Annotated in this window: 24 protein-coding genes; 20 read left to right on the plus strand and 4 right to left on the minus strand. The window is 53.5% G+C overall.

Annotated features, from left to right (window positions below):
• Positions 1-11: 11 nt before the first annotated feature.
• A complete protein-coding gene (locus NST99_RS11830) occupies positions 12-818 on the minus strand; it encodes an MBL fold metallo-hydrolase (RefSeq protein WP_341091813.1) in 807 nt (268 codons plus the stop codon).
• A gap of 215 nt (positions 819-1,033) precedes the next feature.
• Complete coding sequence (locus NST99_RS11835; RefSeq protein WP_341091814.1) at positions 1,034-1,618, minus strand: helix-turn-helix domain-containing protein; 585 nt, start codon at positions 1,616-1,618, stop codon at positions 1,034-1,036.
• A 164-nt stretch (positions 1,619-1,782) separates the two neighbouring features.
• Between NST99_RS11835 and NST99_RS11840 the strand changes: the two genes are divergently transcribed.
• The 10 genes from NST99_RS11840 to NST99_RS11885 all read left to right on the plus strand — a co-directional run bounded on the left by NST99_RS11840 (position 1,783) and on the right by NST99_RS11885 (position 8,824).
• A complete protein-coding gene (locus tag NST99_RS11840) occupies positions 1,783-2,070 on the plus strand; it encodes a Dabb family protein (RefSeq protein WP_341091816.1) in 288 nt (95 codons plus the stop codon).
• Between the two features lie 213 nt (positions 2,071-2,283).
• Positions 2,284-2,718 carry a DUF86 domain-containing protein gene (locus tag NST99_RS11845; protein ID WP_341091819.1) on the plus strand — a complete coding sequence of 145 codons (435 nt, stop codon included), beginning with the start codon at positions 2,284-2,286 and terminating at the stop codon, positions 2,716-2,718.
• An 81-nt stretch (positions 2,719-2,799) separates the two neighbouring features.
• Positions 2,800-3,462: a helix-turn-helix transcriptional regulator gene (locus tag NST99_RS11850; RefSeq protein ID WP_341091823.1), complete on the plus strand. Its 663-nt coding sequence runs from the start codon at positions 2,800-2,802 to the stop codon at positions 3,460-3,462.
• Positions 3,463-3,562: 100 nt separating this feature from the next.
• The gene (locus NST99_RS11855; protein ID WP_341091824.1) at positions 3,563-4,009 is read left to right on the plus strand and encodes a YtxH domain-containing protein; all 447 of its coding nucleotides are present in this window, start codon (positions 3,563-3,565) and stop codon (positions 4,007-4,009) included.
• A gap of 264 nt (positions 4,010-4,273) precedes the next feature.
• On the plus strand, positions 4,274-5,080 hold the full coding sequence (racE, locus tag NST99_RS11860; protein WP_341091828.1) for a glutamate racemase: 807 nt from the start codon (positions 4,274-4,276) through the stop codon (positions 5,078-5,080).
• 320 nt (positions 5,081-5,400) lie between these two features.
• The gene (locus tag NST99_RS11865) at positions 5,401-6,609 is read left to right on the plus strand and encodes a M14 family zinc carboxypeptidase (protein ID WP_341091830.1); all 1,209 of its coding nucleotides are present in this window, start codon (positions 5,401-5,403) and stop codon (positions 6,607-6,609) included.
• Between the two features lie 180 nt (positions 6,610-6,789).
• Positions 6,790-7,041, plus strand: a complete 252-nt coding sequence (locus NST99_RS11870) for a hypothetical protein (protein WP_038589573.1) — start codon at positions 6,790-6,792, stop codon at positions 7,039-7,041.
• A 126-nt stretch (positions 7,042-7,167) separates the two neighbouring features.
• A complete protein-coding gene (locus NST99_RS11875) occupies positions 7,168-7,470 on the plus strand; it encodes a HesB/IscA family protein (protein ID WP_038589576.1) in 303 nt (100 codons plus the stop codon).
• Positions 7,471-7,511: 41 nt separating this feature from the next.
• The gene (locus NST99_RS11880; protein ID WP_038589579.1) at positions 7,512-7,751 is read left to right on the plus strand and encodes a DUF1450 domain-containing protein; all 240 of its coding nucleotides are present in this window, start codon (positions 7,512-7,514) and stop codon (positions 7,749-7,751) included.
• Positions 7,752-7,999: 248 nt separating this feature from the next.
• A complete protein-coding gene (locus tag NST99_RS11885; RefSeq protein WP_038589582.1) occupies positions 8,000-8,824 on the plus strand; it encodes an aldo/keto reductase in 825 nt (274 codons plus the stop codon).
• Positions 8,825-8,951: 127 nt separating this feature from the next.
• Here the strand turns inward: NST99_RS11885 and NST99_RS11890 are convergent, their stop codons facing one another.
• A complete protein-coding gene (locus NST99_RS11890; RefSeq protein WP_341091832.1) occupies positions 8,952-10,094 on the minus strand; it encodes a THUMP domain-containing class I SAM-dependent RNA methyltransferase in 1,143 nt (380 codons plus the stop codon).
• Between the two features lie 186 nt (positions 10,095-10,280).
• Here NST99_RS11890 and NST99_RS11895 point away from each other — a divergent pair, with 186 nt between their 5' ends.
• Positions 10,281-10,910, plus strand: a complete 630-nt coding sequence (locus tag NST99_RS11895) for an O-methyltransferase (RefSeq protein WP_341091833.1) — start codon at positions 10,281-10,283, stop codon at positions 10,908-10,910.
• A 44-nt stretch (positions 10,911-10,954) separates the two neighbouring features.
• On the opposite strand, the gene NST99_RS11900 is transcribed toward NST99_RS11895, so the two are convergent.
• A complete protein-coding gene (locus NST99_RS11900) occupies positions 10,955-12,175 on the minus strand; it encodes an MFS transporter (protein WP_038589591.1) in 1,221 nt (406 codons plus the stop codon).
• 227 nt (positions 12,176-12,402) lie between these two features.
• On the opposite strand from NST99_RS11900, the gene hemE reads away from it, so the two are divergent.
• The 9 genes from hemE (at position 12,403) to NST99_RS11945 (ending at position 22,502) form a co-directional block, all read left to right on the plus strand.
• Positions 12,403-13,464 carry a uroporphyrinogen decarboxylase gene (hemE, locus tag NST99_RS11905; protein WP_341091836.1) on the plus strand — a complete coding sequence of 354 codons (1,062 nt, stop codon included), beginning with the start codon at positions 12,403-12,405 and terminating at the stop codon, positions 13,462-13,464.
• Between the two features lie 54 nt (positions 13,465-13,518).
• The gene (hemH, locus tag NST99_RS11910) at positions 13,519-14,475 is read left to right on the plus strand and encodes a ferrochelatase (protein ID WP_341091837.1); all 957 of its coding nucleotides are present in this window, start codon (positions 13,519-13,521) and stop codon (positions 14,473-14,475) included.
• On the plus strand, positions 14,472-15,947 hold the full coding sequence (gene hemG / locus NST99_RS11915) for a protoporphyrinogen oxidase (protein ID WP_341091839.1): 1,476 nt from the start codon (positions 14,472-14,474) through the stop codon (positions 15,945-15,947). Before hemH ends, hemG begins: the two co-directional genes overlap by 4 nt.
• Before the next feature lie 239 nt (positions 15,948-16,186).
• Positions 16,187-17,479 carry a CapA family protein gene (locus NST99_RS11920; protein WP_341091841.1) on the plus strand — a complete coding sequence of 431 codons (1,293 nt, stop codon included), beginning with the start codon at positions 16,187-16,189 and terminating at the stop codon, positions 17,477-17,479.
• Between the two features lie 102 nt (positions 17,480-17,581).
• Entirely contained in the window at positions 17,582-18,313 is a 732-nt protein-coding gene (locus NST99_RS11925) for a glycerophosphodiester phosphodiesterase (protein ID WP_341097624.1), read from the plus strand.
• Positions 18,314-18,350: 37 nt separating this feature from the next.
• Complete coding sequence (locus NST99_RS11930) at positions 18,351-18,974, plus strand: fumarylacetoacetate hydrolase family protein (RefSeq protein ID WP_341091843.1); 624 nt, start codon at positions 18,351-18,353, stop codon at positions 18,972-18,974.
• Positions 18,975-19,047: 73 nt separating this feature from the next.
• Complete coding sequence (locus NST99_RS11935) at positions 19,048-19,854, plus strand: DUF92 domain-containing protein (RefSeq protein WP_341091845.1); 807 nt, start codon at positions 19,048-19,050, stop codon at positions 19,852-19,854.
• A 47-nt stretch (positions 19,855-19,901) separates the two neighbouring features.
• Positions 19,902-20,492, plus strand: a complete 591-nt coding sequence (locus NST99_RS11940; RefSeq protein WP_076112296.1) for a TetR/AcrR family transcriptional regulator — start codon at positions 19,902-19,904, stop codon at positions 20,490-20,492.
• A 69-nt stretch (positions 20,493-20,561) separates the two neighbouring features.
• Positions 20,562-22,502, plus strand: a complete 1,941-nt coding sequence (locus tag NST99_RS11945) for an ABC-F family ATP-binding cassette domain-containing protein (RefSeq protein WP_341091848.1) — start codon at positions 20,562-20,564, stop codon at positions 22,500-22,502.
• The last annotated feature ends 200 nt before the right edge of the window (positions 22,503-22,702 follow it).

Here is a 22,702-nt window from a genome sequence, read left to right on the forward strand (position 1 = left end):
GCGGTTCAGACCTATACGAATTTCCCTTGAGTCGGGACAGACAGCTCCTTGAATGTCTTGCATAAATGAGCCAATGCGGGCGACAGCTCTGGAACAGCCATGGGCAGGCCATGCCCGGCAAGCATGACTTGCGGATCGAGAAGTGCGAGCTTGCGCACAGACTTCTCCGCCTCCACCCAGTCTAACGTGAAATAAGCCGGAGGACCGTGCAGTTCCTTGTGCTGTGTAATTACCGCAAATGCCGATTCCTGCTTCACTGTAATTAAAGCGTCTCCTGCTACAAGCACCCTGTCCTCGGGACGGAAAAGTGAGATATGCCCCGGGCTGTGCCCCGGCGTATGCACCCATGTCCATCCTTTGGCCCCAGGAACACTTCCATCTTCCGGCAGCGGATGCACATCTGCGCCGAGATCAATGCCACGGTGGGGATAAAGCGGGGCTGCTACGGCCATCAGGCCGCCGCCAACGGATGGATCAGCCGGGGGATAATCCTCTTTACCGGTGAGATAAGGCAGCTCCAAGGGGTGGGCATACACCGGAGTTCCTTTCCATTCTTCCAGCAGCTCCTTCAGGTTGCCGACATGATCAAAATGCCCGTGCGTCAGCACAATCGCCTGCGGCGGTTTGCCAAACTGCTCTCTGGCTATGTGCATAATGCTCCCTGCGAAGTTTCCAAGGCCTGTGTCGACCAGAATCCAATCTGATCCAGACCGGCCAATAAAAGCTGTGTTCGCAAATAAGGTCCGAAGACCCAACACTCCGGCTGCCACTTCCCATGTTTCGGTAAAACCGGCAGTCAGTATACCGTTCCATTCCATCCGCGTTCCTCCTGTTTGTTACTAGCTCAAAGTGAGTTCACCATGTAGTATGGCCTTTTTCATAAAATAAAAAGCATAGCTTCACAAAGCAATTCCCATCAGGAGGAAACGTCAAATGGCCCTTCTCGCAATGAAGAAGGACCTTGTGTGTTTGGGTATTGAGTAAATGTACTTAGGACAAGCAGTTTGCTGGATGAACCTGCGGTTAAATCGGATTAATGCAGCTCGCAATCGGCGAACAGGATATGCCGCGGGATATGGAAGAAATTCTCTGCTTTCTCCTGCAGTGCGAGGGTTGGGAGATGGCTCTGATGCAGCCATTTGCGGAAGGTGCCGGGATGGACACCGATCCAGATGCTGACATCGGTGACGGAGAAATCGTAAACCATGCACAGACCCGTAAGAATGACATTGCTGCGGGGGGAGCCCGCAAGCGTTCTTTTCATAAACCGTGAAGGTGTCGGCTGGCAGACTATCGGACTTTGCCGTACAAGTGCCTCGTTGAACAGGATGTGGGACGGATAGCCAAGCAGGCGGCAGACCTTGTCCAGATTGGTTCTGGAGGGAATGCGGCCTTCGTACACCCAGGCGCTTACACTACGCGAGGAGACGGAGAGCTCTTCCGCAAGCCGGGACAGCTTAATGTCCTTGGCCATCAGGATGGCAAGCAGCACACGGTTGCGGATTTGGCTGCGTTTAGGCCGGCGAAATCTTTTGACCCGTACACCTTGTCCGAGATATTTACGGTTGATCAGAGACCAGGCCTGGATTTTGTGAGATTCTGGTTGATTCTTAGGCATACTTCCTCCGAATTTTTAAGGTTATACTACAATACTTTCTGAAGTGCTGCAATGGTTAATGCTGTAATTGCTTACATACATGCTTAAGTTTCTTTCAGAAGTGATGGTGTTATGATATATTTTTAATAATCATTTTACAAATTTAATCGTTGGGAGCGAAATAGATGATTAAGCATATTGTGTTTTTTAAATTGAAAGACCGGTCCCCGGAGAAGGTCGATGCCACAGTTCAGGTCCTGCGGAACATGGAAGGCAAAATTCCGCAGCTGCTCTCCATCGAGGTCGGTGCCGATCTGATTCATTCCGAGCGTTCCTTTGATATTGCACTTGTAACGGTGGTAGCATCCATGGAAGATTTGCAGGCTTACCAGGTTCACCCGGCCCATAAGGAAGTTATTGCCCATATCAATGAGGTCAAGGAGCTTTCGATTGCAGTAGATTACGAAATCTAAAGCAGTATGACTGTAGCAGGAAAACCCATTAAATACCGAAAGCGGTGACGTAAATGCGTGAGCTTGAGTATCCGATGGAAGCCTTAACGTATCTGATCGTATTTTTGGCAGCCTGCTTTATTATGCTGTTCTGGCTGAAGCGCCGCGGCAAACGCGGAAAGTAGCAGCCATTACTTTCGTTCTATTTAAACTACCAGAGTTGGAGGGTCAGCTGTGTATTATGTCAACCGGAAGCAAATCGAAATGATACTTGGCCAAATCCCCGATATCAGAGCCGGTCTTCAACATGCGGCATCTGCATGGGATGGCAGCATCCTCACAGGACTCGTTCAGGAACGATGCCTGCATTTGGCGATAGAGGTGGTGACTGATGTCGGCAGCTACCTGATCGACGGGTTCATCATGCGTGATGCCGGCAGCTATGAAGATATTATCTCCATTATCCATGAAGAAAAAGTCCTTGGTGACAGCGGAATCTACGAGGTGCTTATCCAGCTCGTAGCACTGCGCAAACCGCTGGTGCAGGATTATTATACCTGGGAGCGCAGCGCGCTGCATCCGTTAACCGATGTGCTTCCGCAGGTGCTGGAGAAGTTCGCGGAGGAAGTGCACAGGTATCTGGACCAGGAGCTGGGTGCCGGACAATAACTGGGAAATAGCCTGAACTAAGCCAGTGCTGCACAACTATTATACACGGCGACAGCCGTGAAAGAGAGGAGGTCCTTGCGGATGAAAAAGGGGCAGGAAGGCGGATCTACACGACGTTTGATTATGACACTTCTGAAGAAGAAAGGCCCGCTGACGATCGGTGCGCTGGCGGAGGAACTGGGAATTACCGAGATGGGCGTACGGCGTCATGTACTGCAGCTGGAGCAGGAATCGCTGGCCAAGACCAAGGTCGTCCGCCAGGCTATGGGCCGTCCTCTGCATGTCTATTCACTGACTGAGCGGGCTGAAGACCATTTTCCCAAAAGCTATCATAACCTGGCGCTTGAATTGCTGCGGGAGCTGGATCACGGCAGCGGCCTGGAGGCCGTCAATGTACTGTTCGAAGGCCGGCGGCGGCGGATGCTGGCCCAGTACGCTCCAATGATGGAGAACTGCAATCTGGAGGAGCGGGTTGCCGAGCTGTCTTCCATCCAGAATGCCGGAGGTTACATGGCTGAATGGAATAAGGAAGAGGACGGCTCCTATATTATGCGCGAATATAATTGTCCGATCCGCCAGGTAGCGACCCAATACCGGAAGGCTTGCCAATGTGAGCATCAGCTGTTCGAGGAACTGCTGGACGCCAAAGTTACGCGCAGTGAATGTATGGCGGAGGGCGGCCAGTGCTGCCGTTACGATATTACGCCCAGAGAAAAAGACAAAACTTCTGAAATGATTCCCTAATCAGTCACGGGACAAAACATCCATGCTTATGATATACCAGAACTAGGCGATTGCCCGGGTGGCCGGGCAGAGGCACTTGAATCCAAAGGAGAGATTGAGGATGAAAAAGGAATCCAAAAGTTTGCTGTGGGGTATTTTGGCTGGTAGTGTGGTAGGTTCAGTGACAGCCCTGCTGCTCGCTCCTAAACCGGGCAAAGAGCTGCGTAAAGAGATTGCGGAAGGCACCACCGGAGCCATTGATAAGGTGCAGGATGTCGCCGGGCAGGCCGGAGACAAAGGCGCGGAGCTGTACGGTAAAGCTAAAGAGGCGGTAGAAACGGTTGTAACCGAAGTCAAGGAATGGAGCAAGCAGCACATTCATACCGGTGAGGAAGAAAAGTATATTACCCTCAGCGGAATTTCAGTTAAAGAGCCCGAGGCAGTATCGGACGTTGCGGAAGTTGCTTTTGAAGAGGTTGCCGCAGGCAGTGATGAACCCGCAGTGGAGATCGAAGACGTTCTGGAGGATGGAGTGAAGGACGACAAAGGCAACGGTGAGACCGCCTGATTTCACTTGGATAGGTTATGCTCAGGGAATCCGAATGATATATACGCTTCCGGCCAAGAGCCGCTTTTCGCAACGTGGCGGAAGGTGGCTCTTGGCGGCTGGAACAACAGTGGAATAATGGGCTGGACACCGGAGCCGATCAATGCTTCTCTTGAACTGTAACGGCAAAAGGAGTATTATCTGCAATTGGGGCTGAAGGCCAGGTACACTTTGTTTAAGCCTTACATAAGCTACACAAAACAAGTAAAAGGAAGCGGTGTGTTCGTGCAGCAAGCTATAGCAATATTGGACTCGGGTGTGGGGGGACTTACGGTTGTCAAAGAAGTAATGAGACAGCTCCCGCGGGAGAAAATCATCTATTTTGGAGATACTGCCCGCGCCCCTTACGGACCCCGTTCAACCGAGGAAGTGAAACTGTTCACCGAGCAAATCGTGGACTATCTAATTCAATTTAATCCTAAAATGATCGTTATTGCCTGCAATACTGCAACTGCGGCAGCTCTTGACTATATCTCCGCCAAGGTATCCATTCCTGTCATCGGAGTTATCCATCCCGGTGCCCGTGCGGCGATCAGCGCAACCAAAATAGGCCAGGTCGGCGTAATTGGCACCATCGGAACCATTAAGAGCGGAGCCTATACCGCAGCGCTTCAGGAGTTGTCTCCGTTTGTCAAGGTAGTCAGTCAGGCCTGCCCGGCGCTTGTCCCTTATGTCGAGCAGGGGTTGTTCCGCACGGCGGAGAGTGAAGCGGCGGTGGCGGAATCTCTCAACGGGATCAAGTATGAACCGATTGATACACTGATTCTGGGCTGTACCCACTATCCGTTCCTGGTAGAACCGATTGGCAAGGTCATGGGACCCGGTGTTAAGCTGATCAGCTCCGCAGATGAAACCGCGCGGGAGATTAGCACGATCCTATATGACAAAGGTAAGCTTGCCCGCGGGGATGAAAGTCCGATTCATCAATTTTTCTGCAGCGGAGATGCCGAGATGTTCCAGCGGATCGCACGCGATTGGCTTGGAGAACAGATTAAGCGCACTCCCGTTGTGTGGCAGGTATCTTCGTTATAGGCTTTACTGTGAGGAAACAATAGGGACAATCCCTCGGATTCGGAAATTTCAGAATCAAGGGCGTTTAGGATAGACCGGGAGGTATCACTCCGGGTCTTTTTTTAATAGTATCGGAAGTTATACCATACAAAAAACATTCAGGATTATTGTATGCGTTTACATTTATTTGTGCGGAAGGGCAAACTGTGCTCATTTCTTTCATGCAGGGCAGTAGGGGCTGCATACAATAGGGTTGAGGGCTGTGTCCCGTTGTCTCCGCGGGTATTGTCCGCCCGGGCGGCAGGGATGACGGCAACTAGAGGGCCGAGAGGATGAGACATATGCAGCAATATATTGCCCGCAGGGGAGATACCGTTAGCCGAATTGCCGCCAGGCATGGACTTACACCGGAGCATGTAATTCAAGGAAACCCATGGGCCGGCAGGCAGCCTTATTTATATCCGGGCCAAATCCTGTTTCTGCCTTCCGCTCCGCGCAGACGTTATTCTGTACAGGAGGGGGATGACGCTGGGTTGATTGCCGCTTTATTTAATGTGAGTATAGATGAGCTTGAAATGCTGAATCCCGGAGTGACCTCAGGCCGCTGCTGCATACCGGGCAAAGTGCTGGTTATTCCTCCGGCGGCTTCGCGGTCTGTAGTGTCTGTACGCAGTGAATATGGTCCGGATGATGTCGAGCAGGATATCGGCAAACTGGTGGCCAAATACCCGTTTGTTACAAGAGACAGCATTGGCGCAAGTGTGCTCGGCAAGCCGCTCCACCTGCTGAGGATAGGCAGCGGGCCCCGTCACCTCCATGTCAACGCTGCACTACATGCCAACGAGTGGCTGACCTCGCCGTGCCTGATGTCGTTCATCGAACAATATGCCGCTGCGTATGACGCAGGCAGGGATTGGCACGGCCACCGCCCCGAAGAGTGGCATAAGCATTGGACCTTGTGGGCAGTACCTATGGCTAATCCGGATGGGGTGGAGCTGGTGCAGGAGGGGGTACTGCCCGGCCAGCCCCACTATGAGGAGCTGCTGCAATGGAATTGCGGGCGGCGGAGCTTCCGGCATTGGAAGGCTAACATCCGCGGGGTAGACCTGGGGGATCAGTTTCCGGCCCACTGGGAAGAGGAACAGGCGCGCCGGGGAGTGCCGGGTCCTGCCCCGCGGGACTACAGCGGACCGGAGCCGCTCAGTGAGCCGGAAGCCGCCGCGCTGATGGTTCTGGCGGAGCAGTATCCCGGTGATGCAGCCGTATCCCTGCACAGCCAGGGCGGAGAGATCTACTGGAACTACCGGGGATATGAGCCGCCGGAGAGCAAGGAATGGGCGGCAAGGCTGGCAGCGGCGAGCGGCTACCGGGCCGTTGAGCTGAGCGGCAGCGATGCCGGCTATAAGGACTGGTTCATTCAGCGCTTCCGGAAGCCGGGCTTCACGGTGGAGCTGGGAATCGGTAAAAATCCGCTGCCGCTGGCTGATTTTGAAGACATGGCGCTGGAAACCGGGCTTATTTTGGGTGCTATACTCTCAAATTTGAAATAAAAATGAAACAAACTCTGTAAATTTGCGTAATATAACAGCAAAGGGTACGGCCGCAGTCATTCCTATACGTGCTTTGCGGCTGAATCCTTTTTTATGGAGATAACTGATTAAGCCCTGTCCAATATTATCCCAGTGTCTGGATTCAATATATTACCTATATCATTATTTAGGAGGACCGTCATGAAATTCAGAAAACTGCTTTCGCTTAAACAATGGTCCCATATCTTCCGTAATTCCTGGCAGTATGTCATTTCTCCCAATGTCACGATAGGGGACAAGCTGCTGTTCACCATACCAGTGCTGCTCTACTGGGTGCTTCCTGATTTTATGCCGTTTCTGCCGATTGACGACATTGGTGTGACGATGCTGCTGATGGGCTGGTTTGTATCGCGGATGGACCGCAAATATCCTGCCCTGAAGAGCGGAAGATGAATTTTTAGAGAATCTTTATACGCTCCGTTCTGATCTATTTCGCCGATATGGTTGCTTTTACAGGTTACTTTCCTTAAAATAAATTATTGAGTATTTAAATTTAAGATGCCTGGGAGATGGATGAGGATGAACGTCAAAATTACCCGCAATGCGGCTAAAGTGATAAAGAAAACAATGGAGCTTGAAGGCAACAGCGAGCTCAAGCTGCGCGTAGCCATTACCCATGCTCACGGCGACCATGCCCACTACGGTCTGGATTTGGACACGCCTAAAGAGAATGATGTGGTAGTATCCACAGATAAGGAGATCGATGTGATTCTCGATCCGAACCAGCCGCTGCTGGATGGGGTGAAGATTGATTACCTGTATTTCCCTGAAGAAGGTTTTGTCATCACTAATCCGTCTAAAGGAAATCATGGCGATCACTAAACGTTCGCCCGTACCTTACGGACATTAAGAAGGGTTGCTTTATGGCTAACGAAATACAAATTTGCGATCAATGCAATTACACGAGAATGAAAAGCATTCTTCCCAAGCTGCGCAAGATGGCTCCCGATGCGGAGATCAAGATTGGCTGCAAGTCCTACTGCGGACCTTGCGGCAAGCGGGCCTTTATCTATATCAACGGCCGTTACATCAGTGCTCCGACTGAAGATGAGGTGCTGGCGAAAGCTGCAGCCTTTGTCAAGCAGCCGGCAGTTAAGGAATAACTCCGTCATATATCTCAAGGGGTGGCAATCGAACGGTTGTTTAGCCGACCCATTGCCACCCACAACAAGATTCGCCTCCGCTGACCAAGCGGGGGCTTTTTACTTTCGCAAATTTGCAGTGTGTCCTCTTCGGTCTTTCCGGTTCTGCCGATCCGCTCAGGTTCTGCCTGGTTTGGGAGCCGGGGAGGCACATGGTATAATGAACCTGTTGTCTAAACTGATGTATACATAGGAGGGAATGATACTGTATGAAGCATCTTACCGACGGAACGATTCTGAATAATGGGGTTGTCATGCCCTGGTTTGGTCTCGGCACTTACAAAGCAGAGGGCGAAGAGGTCGCTAAGGCCGTCACGACCGCTCTTGAGCTGGGTTACCGGAGCATAGACACCGCAGCGGTATATGGGAATGAAGAGGAAGTGGGCCGGTCGATAGCCGCCAGCGGAGTAGACCGGGACAGCCTGTTCGTGACCACAAAGGTATGGAACAGTGATCAGGGCTATGATACGACCCTGCGGGCTTTTGAGACCAGCAGCAAGAAGCTGGGACTGGATGTGATCGACCTTTATTTGATCCATTGGCCGGGCAAGGATAAATATAAAGAGACTTGGCGTGCACTGGAGCGCCTTAATCAGGAAGGCCGCGTCCGGGCGATCGGGGTCAGCAATTTCCAGATTCATCATCTGCAGGAATTGCTGAAAGACAGTGACACTGTGCCTGTTATCAATCAGGTGGAGCTGCATCCGCGGTTTATCCAGAAGGAGCTGCATGATTTCTGCGCACAGCATCACATTCAGATCGAAGCGTGGGCTCCGCTGATGAAAGGCAGACTGCAGGAGAACGAGCTGCTGAAGAACATTGCGGACAAGCATGGCAAGACCGTATCACAGGTTATTCTGCGCTGGGGGCTTCAGAGCCGTATCGTGATTATTCCGAAGTCGGTCACTCCGTCCAGAATTAAGGAGAACAGCGAAATCTTTGATTTCGAGCTGTCGCAGGAGGAACTGGCTGCGATCAGCGGACTGGACGCCGGGGAGCGGATCGGCACTGATCCGGATAAATTGTTGTTCTAGGGAGTCAAAAGCCATGAGCTGGCTTATGGGAGCAGCCTTGCTAAAAAACCGGGCAGCGATCCATCCGTAACTGGAGGATCGCTACCCGGTTTTCTTTTAAAGTCTGTGAAACAGCACCGTATCGTAATCAGCTTTGAGGGTTGCGCGGTGGAAGCGGCCCAAGGTATTGATAATACTGGCATTCGATCCGCCCGTTATACAGCTTGCGGCGCTTGTCCGCCTTGCGTCCGTACAATTGCTCAAATTCTTTTGACGGGCTGATGGCGAAGAAGGACCATGTCGGGAGGTACAGCATCATTTCGCCGAACTGGCGGGTCAGGCGCTCGACTTCCTTGTCGTTGCTGAGCCGTTCCCCGTAAGGCGGATTGGTAATGATGCAGCCGTATTCGCCTTCCGGCCGTGCCTTCGCGGCAGCGATGTTCTTGAAGGTGATTTCACCGGCAAGACCGGCGCTTTTGGCGGCGGCTTCGGCAATTTCAATCACCGCAGGATCAATGTCGCTCCCGGTCAATTGCAGCGGATAATCATCGCGCACGGCGTCGAAGGCTTCCTCGCGGGCTTCCTCCCACAGACGTTTCGGGATTTCCGGCCAATGCTCGGAAGGGAATGAACGCCGCAGTCCCGGCGCGATGTTCCAGGCGATCATCGCCGCTTCAATCAGCAGCGTGCCTGAGCCGCAGCAAGGATCGTACAGCGGACGGTGGCCGTTCCAGCGGCTGAGCTGGATCAGGGCGGCCGCCATCGTTTCCTTCAGCGGCGCTTCTGTAGCCTGACGGCGGTAGCCGCGTTTGTGCAGCGCCGGGCCGGTCGTGTCCAGCGTGATCAGGGCGATATCATTCAGCAGAATCATCTCAACCACATAACGTGGTCCATTTTCGGGGAACCACTCCGTACGGTACGAAAGCTTCAGCTTCTCGACGATGGCTTTCTTGACAATCCCCTGGCAGGCGGGTACGCTGGTAAGCTGGGATTTATGCGAGCGGCCTTCCACAGGGAATTCCCCATTCTCGGGAATCCAATCCTCCCAGTTGATCGCTTTGACGCCTTCGAACAGCTCATCGAAGGTTTTGGCCGGAAACTGGCCCATTTTAACGAGTACACGGTCTGAGGTGCGCAGCCATAAATTGCAGCGGCAGATGTCGATATAATCTCCGCTGAACAATACCCGTCCGTTCTCGACGGTGGTCTCATAACCCAGTTCGTTTAATTCGCGTGCTACTACAGCCTCCAGCCCCATGGGGGCGGTGGCGATCAATTGTAATTTGCCCAAATGCTCTCAACTCCGTTTAACTTGTAGATGGTAACGCAATGCCAGTACAATAAGGTAAGTTACCGCAAGGCGATACAGCGTATTGCGGCATCCTAAATATGCGCCTCGTCAAGGACGGCGCAGCTGATCCTTCTAAGTATAGGGGAATGCGCGGGACTTCACAACATGAACTAAAGGAGAATACATATGCCTAACCAAGAAGAATACAGCGAACAGCTTTATACAGAGGATGAGCTGCTGCTTGAAGTGAAGAAAGCAATCGCCCGGAACAACATGCCAGAGGTGTCCATCGCTCCGGGCTATGGACGGCTGCTCACCATGCTGGTGGGCCTGTCCCGTTCAAGGAACATTCTGGAGATCGGCGCGCTTGGCGGGTACAGCGGCATCTGCCTGTGCCGCGGACTAGCGGACGGCGGAAGTCTGACATCGCTTGAGCTGAAGGCCGAATATGCCGGACTGGCCGAGCGCCACCTGCAGCAGGCCGGATTCGGCGATACAGTGGAATATAAAATCGGCCCTGCGCTGGACAGCCTGAAGCTGCTCGAAGCGGAGGGCCGGTCTTTTGATTTCTTTTTCATTGATGCCGACAAGGAGAATTACCCGAATTATCTAGAATATGCGATCAGGCTGGCTTCCCCGGGTGCGGTCATCGCCGGGGATAATATCTTCCTGCGCGGCCGCACCTTGAACACGGACAAGAACGGACCCGCCGTGCAGGCGATGCGCCGTTTCAATGAAATGATAGCATCTGATCCACGCCTGAATAGTACACTGCTCCCCGCTTATGACGGACTGGCTTTGGCGGTAGTAAAGTAACACCGGATTTGCGCTTAGGGTACCTGACGGGATTGTTTCCTGCGTTAGCGGAATAGCCGCGGCTCCGTATTCTTATACAGCTTGAGCCGTACCCAGACGGTATTGATCAGCAGGAAGCAGCCGGAGATGATGAACAGGCCCTCAATGCCGATATAGCCCGACAGGAATCCGCCGATCACCGCTCCCAGCATATTGCCAAGGGCCAAAGTGCTGCTGTTGAAGCCGAAAGCCCGGCTCTCCTTACCGTCAGGCGTATAGGAACGGATAAGTGCATTGACGCTCGGGAGCAGCCCCCCCATGAAGACGCCCATCAGGAAACGGACAATAATCAGCTGCCAGACGCTGGTTACAAAAGCCTGCGGGATCAGGAACAGCGAAGCTCCGATCAGCGCAAAGGTTAAGATCCGGTGGGCGCCGATTTTGTCGCTCAGCTTGCCCAGTACCGGGGAGGCCAGCATATTGGAGATTCCGGTAACCGCGCTGACCATTCCTGCCCAGAAGGCGATGTTCACAGCGGAGCCGTGCAGCTTCTCGACATAGAGAGGCAGCAGCGACATCGGGCTGATCATTGCAAACTGCAGCAGAAAGGTTACGCCGAACAAGGCCGGAAGCTGCGGAACCTTGGCCAGCTCCTTGAAGCCTTCCATTACGGAAACCTGCGGAACCTGCGCGGCCTCGACCCGGTCAAATTTCTCTTTGACCAGGAACAAGGCCAGCAGCGAGGCGACGAACAGCAGCGCCCCGACGACATAGAAGATCGGGCGGAACCCGATCCAGTCAGCCAGCGCCCCGCCGATCAGCGGTCCCAGAATAGTACCGGCAACCGACCCGGACTGCATCAGCCCCATGGCGAAGCCCATCCGGGGTTTAGGTGTCGTTCCCGAGACGAGCGCGATGGAGGCCGGGTTGAAGCCGGAGATGGTTCCGTTCAGCAAACGGAGCAGCAGCAGCTGCATTGGAGACTGCGCAAATCCCATCAGCACAATGACGATCGCCATGCCGAAGCTGGAGCGCAGCAGCATAATTTTGCGGCCGTATTTGTCGGCCAGCTTGCCCCACAACGGCTGGAACAGAAATGAGGTCAGAAAGTTCGCGGCGAAAATAAGACCGGCCCACATTCCGATTGCATGATCACCCTGGACTCCCAGATCTTTGGCAAGATAAAGGGACAGGAACGGGGTAATCATGGTCATCCCGGCATTTACCAGGAATTGGCCAAACCAAAGCACCATGAGGTTGACTTTCCATGTCTCCCAATTCTTCAAAGTGCTTTCACTTCCTTTCAGAGGATTCAAAGAGAAAATATTCACGAAAAATTGACATTCTATCAGTATATCATAGTTTTTTGGCTGGACGGTGCAACACTTGTCATAGTAATGTCATGGGATTGTCATTCCATGAAGGGTGGAGTGGTTGTTACCTACTTTTAAAAAGGGCATAATAAGTTATATGTGTTTACAAATAACCTATCAAATCTAATGGAGATCTTATCATGACCTACAATGACACTTTTATCCGTGCCTGTAAGAAGCAAGAGACTGACCATGTTCCTGTATGGTACATGCGCCAGGCCGGACGTTATGATCCAGAATACCGTAAAATCAAGGAGAAATACTCGCTGCTGGAAATCTGCAGCCAGCCTGAGCTTGCAGCGGAAGTAACTCTGATGCCTGTACGCAAGCTGGGTGTGGATGCGGCGATCCTCTATTCTGACATTATGAATCCGGTGGCGTCGCTTGGCGTGAAATTCGACATCGTCAAGAATATCGGCCCGGTAATCGAGAATCCGATTGCCTCCGCAGCCGATGTGGACAGATTGAAGCCGATTGATGTAGAAGGGGATCTCAGCCACATCCTCAAGACCATTGCCATACTGGACAAGGAGCTGGAGGTGCCGCTGATTACCTTTGCAGGCGCGCCGTTTACCATTGCAAGCTATCTGATCGAAGGCAGGCCTTCCAAGAGCTATCACCGCACGAAAGAGATGATGTTCAGCCAGCCCCGGGTCTGGGAGAAGCTGATGGAGAAGCTGGGAGATATGGTGATCGCCTATTTGCGTGCCCATGTCCGCAGCGGCGGCAAAGCGTTCCAGCTGTTCGACAGCTGGGTAGGTGCTCTGGCTCCCCGTGATTTTGAACAATATGTCCTGCCAACTATTACGCGTATTTTTGCCGAACTTTCGGATCTCGATGTACCTAAGATCTATTTTCCCGGCGTAAGCTCCGGCGAACTGCTGCCAAGCCTAACGAATCTTAAGGCTGATGTCATCGGAGTCGACTGGCGTGTGAGCCTGAGTGAAGGCAGACGAAGAACAGGCGGAAGATTTGCCATCCAGGGTAATCTGGACCCTTATCTGCTTACAGCACCGATGGAGGTACTGAAGGAGCGGGCCAAGGAACTGATTGATGAAGGCATAAGGGAGCCGGGGTATATTTTCAACCTGGGTCACGGCTTATTTCCTGAGGCTTCTCTGGACACGCTAAGAGAGTTGACTGAGTATGTGCACGAGTACTCGGAGCAGGCGCTGAAAGAAGCTGCACAGCCAAGAGCTTAGGTTGAACAGCAGATTGCAGAGTATGGACATTATTCGTAAAAGGGGATGGAATCTGTGACAGCAAAAATCGGAGTTCTCGTGATGTCATACGGCACGCCTGAAAGTCTGGAGGGCGTAGAGGCTTATTACACCCACATCCGGCGCGGCAATCCACCTTCAGCCGAGCAGCTGAAAGAACTAAAGGACCGTTATGAAGCCATTGTCGGCGGGGTCTTCCCGCTTAGAGAGAACACAGACCGGCAGGTGGAGGCATTGCAGGAGGCGCTCAACAGCGGCCACAGCGGCGAGGATGTTCAATATGTGTGCTATCAGGGGCTTAAGCATGCGCATCCGTTTATCGAAGACGGTGTAGAAGCTATGGCGCGGGATGGCATCACCCAGGCGGTCGGGATTGTACTTGCCCCCCATTATTCGGTAATGAGTGTAGGAACCTACATTAAACGTGCCAAGGAAAAGGCTGAAGCCAGCGGAGTCAATATGGAATTTGTGGAGAGCTATCATCTGCATCCCGAGCTGATTGATGTGCTCACCCGCAGAGTGTCTGCCAAGCTTGACCTCTTTGAAGAGACCGGTGCCGCCCGGGATGAGGTTCGGGTATTGTTCAGCGCCCATAGCTTGCCTGAACGGATTCTGGCCATGGGCGACCCGTACCGGGATCAGCTGCTGGAAACGTCAAAAGCCATCGCCGAGCAGGCTGGTGTAACCTCCTGGCAGTTTACCTGGCAGAGTGCGGGCAGAACGGCTGAGCCTTGGCTGGGCCCGGACATTCTGGATACGCTGCACGAGCTTGGCGAAGCTCAGGTGAAATACGTGCTGTCGGCCCCGATCGGTTTTGTTTCCGACCATTTGGAAGTGCTGTATGACCTAGACATTGAGGCGCAGGCACTGGCTTCGGAACTGGATCTGCGGCTGATGCGCACCGATTCGCTGAACAGTGACCCGGCCTATATGTCGGTCCTCAGCGATGTGGTGCGCACCAAAGCCAGTCAACTGAAGGTGAACCAGTCATGACGGGTTCACCCCGTAAGGTAGTCATCATCGGCGGAGGCCTCAGCGGCCTCAGCGCCGCTTTTTACGTTCGCAAATACTACCGGGAAGCCGGAATACAGCCGGATATTGTGCTGATCGAGAAGGAGAAGGTGCTGGGAGGTAAGATCGAAACCTTGCAACGTGACGGCTTCGTCGTTGAGAAAGGGCCGGATTCTTTTCTGGCCCGCAAAACGGCCATGAGCGATCTGGCCAAGGAACTGAAGCTTGATCATGAGCTGGTCACCACCAATCCGAATGCCAAAAAGACGTACATACTGCAGCGCGGCAAACTACACCCTATGCCGGCGGGGCTCGTTCTCGGCATTCCTACAGAGCTGAAGCCATTCCTGAAGAGCGGGCTTGTGTCGTTCAGCGGCAAAATGCGGGCGATGCTGGACTTCGTTCTTCCGCCGCGCCGGAGCAGCGAAGATGAATCGCTCGGCCAGCTGATTGAGCGCCGTCTTGGCACTGAGGTGCTGGAGAATATGACCGAACCTCTGCTTGCCGGTATATATGCCGGAGATATGCGCAAGATCAGCCTACAGGCGACCTTCCCCCAGTTCGGTGAGGTGGAACGCCAATACGGCAGTCTCATCCGTGGAATGACTACGGGACGCAAGCCTGTTGAGACGCATACCGGTACCAAAAAAAGCGCCTTCCTGACCTTTCGCAAAGGACTGCAAAGTATGGTTGATGCCCTGATTCATGAACTGCATGATGTGGAGCAGCGCACCGGAACGGGCGCCGCCCGTATTACCGTCCGCAAAGATAGCGGCCGCTCTGCTGCAACCGAATCCGGTCCGCGCTACACGGTAGAGCTGGATAACGGCGAAACGCTGCTGGCTGACGATATATACGTCACAGTGCAGAATTTTGCTGCCGCTGGGCTGCTCCGCCCCCATGTGGATGTGTCTGCATTGGATGACGTCAACTATGTGTCGGTAGCCAATGTGGTAATGGCCTTTGCCAAGAAGGATATTGTTACGGAATATGACGGCTCGGGGTTCCTTGTTCCCCGTAAGGAAGGGCGCAATATTACCGCCTGCACCTGGACTTCTACCAAATGGCTGCATACAAGCCCTGAGGACAAGGTATTGCTGCGCTGTTATGTCGGACGTTCAGGCGATGAACAGAATGTTGAGCTGCCGGATGAGGCGCTTGCTGAGCTGGTACGCAAGGATCTGCGGGAAATTATGGGAGTGGGTGCACAGCCGCTCTTCACGGAGATTACCCGGCTGAAGCATTCCATGCCGCAGTATCCGGTCGGCCATCCCGGCCGTATCGCAGGGCTGCGGAGTGAGCTATCGCAGAAGCTCCCGGGCGTCTACGCTTTTGGCGCCGGTTATGATGGCATCGGAATGCCTGATTGCATCAAACAGGCCAAGGAGACGGCTGAAGCCGCAGCCGGAAGCTTGAACAAGCAGCCCGCACCTGTGGGTGCATCCATAGGTTAGAACCAGACGGTGAAGCGGAGGTGGTGGCGCTTCACCGTTTTTTTATTATGGAATTCCCGCCCGGCTATTTTGGAGGGAGCAGCATGAGTTATGCTATAATAGAACCAATTTAAAGGCAAAGGGGATTGTTTGTACCCATGTATCCGCCGAGATCACGCACACGACAGAACAATAAGCGCAGCACTAAACGCCGACGCAGAAGGGTTTGGGCGTGGACCAACGTAAGTATGCTTTTGTTGATGACCGCTATGCTAACCTATTATTTTATTGGAGATCACGACAAAGAGAATGCTGCCCCGCCACCGCCGTCAGAGATGGTAGTTTCGCCCTCACCGGATGCCGTGACACCTGAGCCTGAAGCTACGGCCACCGTAACTCCTGAGGTCACAGCTAGTGCTGAACCTACTCCAGACCCCTCTACTGAGGCTTCACCGGTACAGGAGAATATAGCAGAGGCAACGCCGTCCCCCGAGGCTAGTAGAGCTCCAGAGACTGCAACAGGTTCCGGAGACGATGGAGATGGCGGAGATGGAGGTCAGAATACCGTCGATGCGGTTTCCGGATTGCCGGAGAATGCCGGGGACACAGTCACGCTGAATTTTGCCGGGGACGTCATTTTTGCCGGCAAGGTCGGGGAACTGCTCCAGAAGAAAGGGTATGATTATTCCTATTCTGCCCTGAATGGAATGTTTAAGAAGGATGATCTCACCGTAGTGAATCTGGAAACACCGATTACTACGGGTGGTGTGAGCGCCGAGAACAAGCAGTTTGTGTTCAAGGGAGCACCAGAGGCCTTGGATGCGTTGAAGTCAGCCGGTGTGGATGCGGTAAATCTTGCCAATAACCATACGCTGGATCAAGGGGAGCAGGGGCTGCTCGATACTCTGAGCAACCTCAGCAAGCGGGGGATTCCTTATGTAGGAGCAGGAGCCGACAGCAAGGAAGCTTATACGACTCAGTATTTTGAGCGCCAGGGAATCCGGATAGCCTTGCTTGGCTTCACGCGTGTTATTCCTCATACGGACTGGATCGCCGGAGCGAAGAAGCCCGGTGTTGCTTCTGTCTATGACAGCAGAGAAGGACTGAAAGCCATCGCCGCTGCCAAGAAGAAGGCTGACTTGGTCGTTGTAGTTGTCCACTGGGGGAAGGAACGGGTTGAACAATATGATGTGACCCAGCAGGAGCTGGGTCGCAGCTTTATTGATGCCGGAGCAGACCTGGTGATGGGTGGCCACCCGCATGTGCTGCAGGGGATAGAGCCGTACAAGGGCAAATGGATCGCTTACAGCACAGGCAATTTTATTTTTACACGGTCCAAGGTTCCTGCTACTTGGGAGACCGCTGTTTTTCAGGCACAATGCACGGTCAAAGGCGAGTGTTCGCTGAAACTAAGCCCGATGGACGCCGGATTAGGCCAGCCGGTGCCTATGAATGATTTGAATGGACAGCTTTTGCTGAATAAGGTTCAATCCTTATCTTCAGGACTCGTAACCATCAGAAACGACGGAACCGTCTTACAAGCCGGCAAATAGGGCTAAACCAATAAGATAGTCGTAAGCAGCTCGCACCGGTACCCTGCAGAACTCACGGGGGGAATCCGGAGACAGACCATACTTCTGCTGGAGGTACTTATGATGAAAAACATGTGTGTAGCCCACCGTGGATTCTCCGGGAAAGCACCGGAGAATACGCTCGCAGCCGTTCGCATGGCGCTTGCTCTGCCTTATGTACGCTGGATGGAAATTGATGTTCAGCTCACCAGAGACGGGGTGCCAGTCGTCATTCATGATTTTACGCTGGACCGGACGACGAACGGGCACGGCAAGATTAAGAACATGGATTATGAGCATCTCCGGCGCCTGGATGCGGGAAGCTGGAAAGGACGTGCCTTCCGGGGGGAGCGGGTACCTTCGCTGGAAGAGGTGCTTGAGCTTGCTTCCGGCCGGCTGCGCCTGAATATTGAACTGAAGACCAGCGGTGATATGTATCCGGGTCTGGAGAAGGCAGTCATCGACCTTGTCTCTTCCAAAGGGATGCGGGATGATGTTGTGCTGACCTCATTTGATGCCGGGGCATTGCAGCGGATCAAGGAGCTGGATCCTCGGTTTCGCACCGGTCTGATTTATGATTCCAGAACCGGTGATCCGGCCCGTAAGCTGAAGGAGCTGGATTGCTCCTTTCTGTCCATCAGCTTTGCAAGGCTGAATCCGGGGCTGGCGAAGCTGCTTGCCGAACGCGGCGTCAAAACGATGGCCTGGACGGTGAACAAGGCGAAGGAGATGCGCCGTCTGGCTGAGATGCATTCCGATATTATGATCTGTACGAACCGTCCGGATATCTGGGGCGAAACTTTTCTGAAAGCTTAAGGACATTGCCAATGGACGGGAAAAGGAGCTGATTATAATGTGTGCAGATGTTAATAACATATACTGTGTTGGACGCAATTATAAATTACATGCCGAGGAGCTGGGAAACCAGGTTCCGGTAGAGCCGCTGATCTTCCTGAAGCCCTCCCATGCGGCGGTATCTCTCGATAAGGCCATTATTCATCTCCCGCAGGATGCCGGACTTATTCACTATGAAGGTGAACTGGTACTGCGCATCGCGCGTGATTATGTACCGGGCATGAGCGTGGAGGAACTGGTGGATGTCATGGCGCTTGGCCTGGATTTCACCCTGCGTGACGTGCATAATGATCTGCAGAAGAAAGGCTTGCCATGGACGGCTGCCAAAGGCTTCAAGAACGCTGCTCCGCTCACCCCTTATATTGCTTTTCCAGAGCAGGAGGAGCTGGAAGCAACAGATTTCACTGTGCTGAAGAATGGGGTGGAAGTGCAGCGCGGGAATGTGCAGAACATGATTTTCTCGCTGCAAAAGATTGTTGAATTCATTGCCGCCCGCTACGGGCTTGGCAAAGATGATGTGATATTCACGGGTACCCCTGCCGGGGTAGGTCCGGTTGTTTCAGGCGATTCCTTTGAGCTGTACTGGGGCGAGAAGCTTATGGGCACCTGCCTGATCGGTTAATCTTAATCAGTCTTCGTCTTCCGGAGATTCGTCTGCGGAAGATGCTTATTCTTGCAGAAGCGGAGTTGAATCTATGTTATGGGTGATCGGTGCCTGCGGCGCTTTGCTGGTCGCCGGAGCGGCTTATGCCAAACAGTCGCTGAGCTTGTCCGGCATGCTGGCGGCGGTTGTTATGGGGACCATTTATTTTGGTGCCGGAAATGCCTTCTGGTTCGGTATCCTGCTGCTGTTCTTCATCTCTTCCAGTATGTTATCTAAACTTCACCATGAGAATAAGGCCGAACTGGAGCTGACGTATGACAAGACAGGACGAAGGGATGCCGGGCAAGTGTTTGCCAACGGCGGAATGGGCATGCTGCTCGTCCTGCTGAATGCCATTTATCCCCTGGAAATTTGGGGATTTCTCTTTATCGGCGTAATGGCAACCGTGACCTCGGATACATGGGCCACTGAAATTGGCACGCTATCCAAGAAATCTCCGCGGTCGGTCCTCACGGGCAAAGTCCTCCAGGCAGGAACCTCCGGCGGCGTTTCGCTGCCGGGCACTCTGGCCGCCGCCGCAGGCGGAGCCTTCATTGGAGTTGCCTCCTGGGCGCTCCGGGCGGTCTCCGGCATGCCGGACCATTCCTTCCTGCGGCTTGCGCTCGCCGGACTCGCGGGCGGTCTCGCCGGCGCTTTCGCCGACTCGATCCTGGGCGCTACGGTGCAGCGGATGAACCGCTGCACCAAGTGCGGCCGCGAGGTGGAAGCCTCGCAGCATTGCGGTCAGCCCACGGTGTATGCCCGGGGCTGGCGCTGGATGGACAACGACGCGGTCAATGCGCTGAGTTCGGTCATCGGCGGCGCTGCCGCGCTGCTGATCGGCTTTACAGCCAGTTAGAAAGTCAACAATACAGCAATGTGCTATATAGTCAGGAGGTGAACCGGATGAGCAGTGCAGCAAATCACAAGCATACTGCCATTCTGGATGCCGCTTATGAGCTTTTCGGTTCAGGAGGTTTCTACGAGACGAAAATGTCCGAAGTAGCGGAACATGCGGGAATCGCTAAGGGTACAGTCTATTTATATTTTAAAAGCAAGGAAGAGCTGTTTATGGCTGTCACCCGCCGCGACTGCGAGGGCTTCATGCAGCAGCTTGAGCACAAGCTGGAGGACTGTACAGCTCCGACAGAGAAGCTGGCGGTGATCGCCGAACATCATCTGATGTATTATTACGAGCGCAAGCAGCACACCAAGCTGTTCTTCCGGGCTCCCAACAACAACCCGGAGCTGGTGGCCTATATGGCGCTTTTTATGGAGGAATATATGCAGGCCGTGGTGAAGGTGCTCCTGGAAGGCGGGGCCTCCGAACCGGAGCTGATGGCTCAATCCTATATCGGGATGCTGGACAGGCTGAAGATGGATATTCTGTTTCAACCCTCCTTTACGGAAGAGGACGCGTATAAGCGGGCAAAATTTGCTGCGGCGCTGTTTATTCACGGGGCAATCGGCAGTCTGAATGCGGAGAACGGCTATTAAACGGCCAATAGGGTCAACTAAACGCAGCATAAATCGGTAATGAAAATATAAGGCAAGCGGGGACAGCGTATGAATATTATGACCGTGGAACATCTTTCCAAAAGTTATGGAGAGAAAATTTTGTTCCGTGATGCATCGTTTGGTATGGATGACCGGGATAAGATTGGTGTCATCGGTGTGAACGGAACAGGCAAATCGACCTTTTTAAAAATCATCGCCGGGCTGGATACCGCCGACGAGGGACAAATCGCAATCGGCAACGGTGTACGGGTGCAGTATTTGGCGCAGAATCCGCCCTATGAACCAGGCAATACCGTGCTGCAGCAGGTATTTGCAGGAGATGATCCTGAGCTTGCTACCATGCGTGAATATATGGAGATTATGGCCCTGCTGGAGAAGAATCCCGGCGACGCCGGACTGGAGGGCAGACTGGTGCGGATCGGGCAATCTATCGATGCCGCCGGAACCTGGCATCTGGAGAGTGAAGCCAAAACCGTGCTGACGAAGCTCGGCATCACCCGTTTTGACGCCTTGATGGAGACACTCTCGGGGGGACAACGCAAGCGTGTAGCACTCGCGGCCGCCCTGATTACACCTTCCGAGCTGCTGATTCTGGATGAGCCGACCAACCATATTGATACCGACTCCGTGGCATGGCTGGAGCAGTATCTGCAGAAGCGGCGCGGAGCGCTGCTGATGGTTACCCATGACCGTTATTTCCTGGAACGGGTAGCCAGTGTCATGCTGGAGCTGGACGGAGGGAGTCTGTACCGCTATGAAGCGAACTACTCGCGGTTCCTGGAGCTGAAAGCGGACCGTGAAGAGCGGGAAGCATCCGCCGAGCAGAAGCGCAAGAATCTGCTGCGAACAGAGCTGGCCTGGATTCGCCGTGGAGCCAAAGCACGGTCCACGAAGCAGAAAGCGCGAATCGACCGCTTTGAGAAGTTGAAGGAAAGCCAGGGCGGCGCTTCGGCTGGAGCAATGGATATTTCCGTGGCTTCGACCAGGCTGGGCCGCAAAATCATTGAAATGAAAGATCTTACCAAAGCACTGGACGGCCGGACACTGATTAAGGATCTGACCTATATCGCCGTACCACAGGACCGTGTAGGGATTGTCGGTCCAAACGGCAGTGGTAAGTCAACACTGCTTAACCTGATTGCCGGCATACTTCAGCCGGACAGCGGCGAGGTTCAACTGGGTGCAACGGTCAAACTGGGTTACTTTACACAAGAGCATCAAGATATGGATGACACCATGCGGGCAATCGAATATGTGAAGGAAGAGGCAGAGATCATCCGCACTGCTGACGGCAGCGTCATAACGGCCGGACAGATGCTGGAGCGTTTCCTGTTCCCTCCGGCGATGCAGTGGACGCCCATCTCCAAGCTGTCCGGCGGCGAGAAAAGACGCCTCTACCTGCTTCGTGTACTGATGGGGGCGCCCAACGTGCTGCTGCTGGATGAGCCGACCAATGACCTGGATATCGGGACGCTCGCCGTTCTGGAGGATTATCTGGATGAATTTCCCGGCGTAGTGTTCACTGTATCGCATGACCGTTATTTTCTGGACCGTACGGTGGATAAGCTGATCGCTTTTGAGAACGGGCAGATCCGGCTGCATGTCGGTGACTACAGTGAATATGAGGAGTGGCTGGCGAAGAACGTTACTGCCCGCAGTGATAATGCCAAAGACGAAGCAGCGGGTGCAGGCAAACGCAGCTCTGCCCCGGACCAGAGCCAGAATGCACAGACCTCCCCTCCAGCCCGGGAGAAGCTGAAATTTACGTTCAAGGAACAGCGCGAATATGAGGGGATCGACGAGCAAATTGAGCTGGCGGAGCAGCATCTGGTAGATATCACTGCGCAGATGGAGGCCGCTTTTGCCGACTCTGGCCGGCTGCAGGAGCTTGTGGACCAGCAGCGGCAAGGTGAAGCAGAGCTGGAACGCCTGATGGAGCGCTGGACGTATCTGAATGAGCTGGCAGAGCGAATCGCTGGCAAAGCTTAAGATTAGGGATCAGTTAAGAGAATAAGATGAACATGCACAGCAAGCCGGCTTCCGTTGCTAATGGAGGTCGGCTTGCTTTTTGATATGCGGTTATGAAAGTTTGTTGTTTCATTTTAGAGAGGATAAATTCTCTTAACCTATGTAGTCTATCACCCGCTCCAATTGCTGTTAGCGTAATACAGTAATAGGGAGGAGGAGAT

The sequence above is a fragment of the Paenibacillus sp. FSL L8-0470 genome (assembly GCF_038008625.1).
Lineage (GTDB): Bacteria > Bacillota > Bacilli > Paenibacillales > Paenibacillaceae > Paenibacillus_AQ.

Excerpts from the sequence above, each read along its gene's own strand:
- NST99_RS11940 (WP_076112296.1), top strand. The coding sequence starts at position 19,902 with ATGAGCAGTGCAGCAAATCACAAGCATACTGCCATTCTGGATGCCGCT.
- NST99_RS11935 (WP_341091845.1), top strand. The coding sequence starts at position 19,048 with ATGTTATGGGTGATCGGTGCCTGCGGCGCTTTGCTGGTCGCCGGAGCG.
- NST99_RS11885 (WP_038589582.1), top strand. The coding sequence starts at position 8,000 with ATGAAGCATCTTACCGACGGAACGATTCTGAATAATGGGGTTGTCATG.
- NST99_RS11930 (WP_341091843.1), top strand. The coding sequence starts at position 18,351 with ATGTGTGCAGATGTTAATAACATATACTGTGTTGGACGCAATTATAAA.
- hemG (WP_341091839.1), top strand. The coding sequence starts at position 14,472 with ATGACGGGTTCACCCCGTAAGGTAGTCATCATCGGCGGAGGCCTCAGC.
- NST99_RS11875 (WP_038589576.1), top strand. The coding sequence starts at position 7,168 with ATGAACGTCAAAATTACCCGCAATGCGGCTAAAGTGATAAAGAAAACA.
- NST99_RS11880 (WP_038589579.1), top strand. The coding sequence starts at position 7,512 with ATGGCTAACGAAATACAAATTTGCGATCAATGCAATTACACGAGAATG.
- NST99_RS11835 (WP_341091814.1), bottom strand. The coding sequence starts at position 1,618 with ATGCCTAAGAATCAACCAGAATCTCACAAAATCCAGGCCTGGTCTCTG.
- NST99_RS11850 (WP_341091823.1), top strand. The coding sequence starts at position 2,800 with ATGAAAAAGGGGCAGGAAGGCGGATCTACACGACGTTTGATTATGACA.
- NST99_RS11920 (WP_341091841.1), top strand. The coding sequence starts at position 16,187 with ATGACCGCTATGCTAACCTATTATTTTATTGGAGATCACGACAAAGAG.
- NST99_RS11895 (WP_341091833.1), top strand. The coding sequence starts at position 10,281 with ATGCCTAACCAAGAAGAATACAGCGAACAGCTTTATACAGAGGATGAG.
- NST99_RS11925 (WP_341097624.1), top strand. The coding sequence starts at position 17,582 with ATGAAAAACATGTGTGTAGCCCACCGTGGATTCTCCGGGAAAGCACCG.
- NST99_RS11865 (WP_341091830.1), top strand. The coding sequence starts at position 5,401 with ATGCAGCAATATATTGCCCGCAGGGGAGATACCGTTAGCCGAATTGCC.
- NST99_RS11855 (WP_341091824.1), top strand. The coding sequence starts at position 3,563 with ATGAAAAAGGAATCCAAAAGTTTGCTGTGGGGTATTTTGGCTGGTAGT.
- NST99_RS11840 (WP_341091816.1), top strand. The coding sequence starts at position 1,783 with ATGATTAAGCATATTGTGTTTTTTAAATTGAAAGACCGGTCCCCGGAG.
- NST99_RS11870 (WP_038589573.1), top strand. The coding sequence starts at position 6,790 with ATGAAATTCAGAAAACTGCTTTCGCTTAAACAATGGTCCCATATCTTC.
- hemE (WP_341091836.1), top strand. The coding sequence starts at position 12,403 with ATGACCTACAATGACACTTTTATCCGTGCCTGTAAGAAGCAAGAGACT.
- NST99_RS11830 (WP_341091813.1), bottom strand. The coding sequence starts at position 818 with ATGGAATGGAACGGTATACTGACTGCCGGTTTTACCGAAACATGGGAA.
- NST99_RS11945 (WP_341091848.1), top strand. The coding sequence starts at position 20,562 with ATGAATATTATGACCGTGGAACATCTTTCCAAAAGTTATGGAGAGAAA.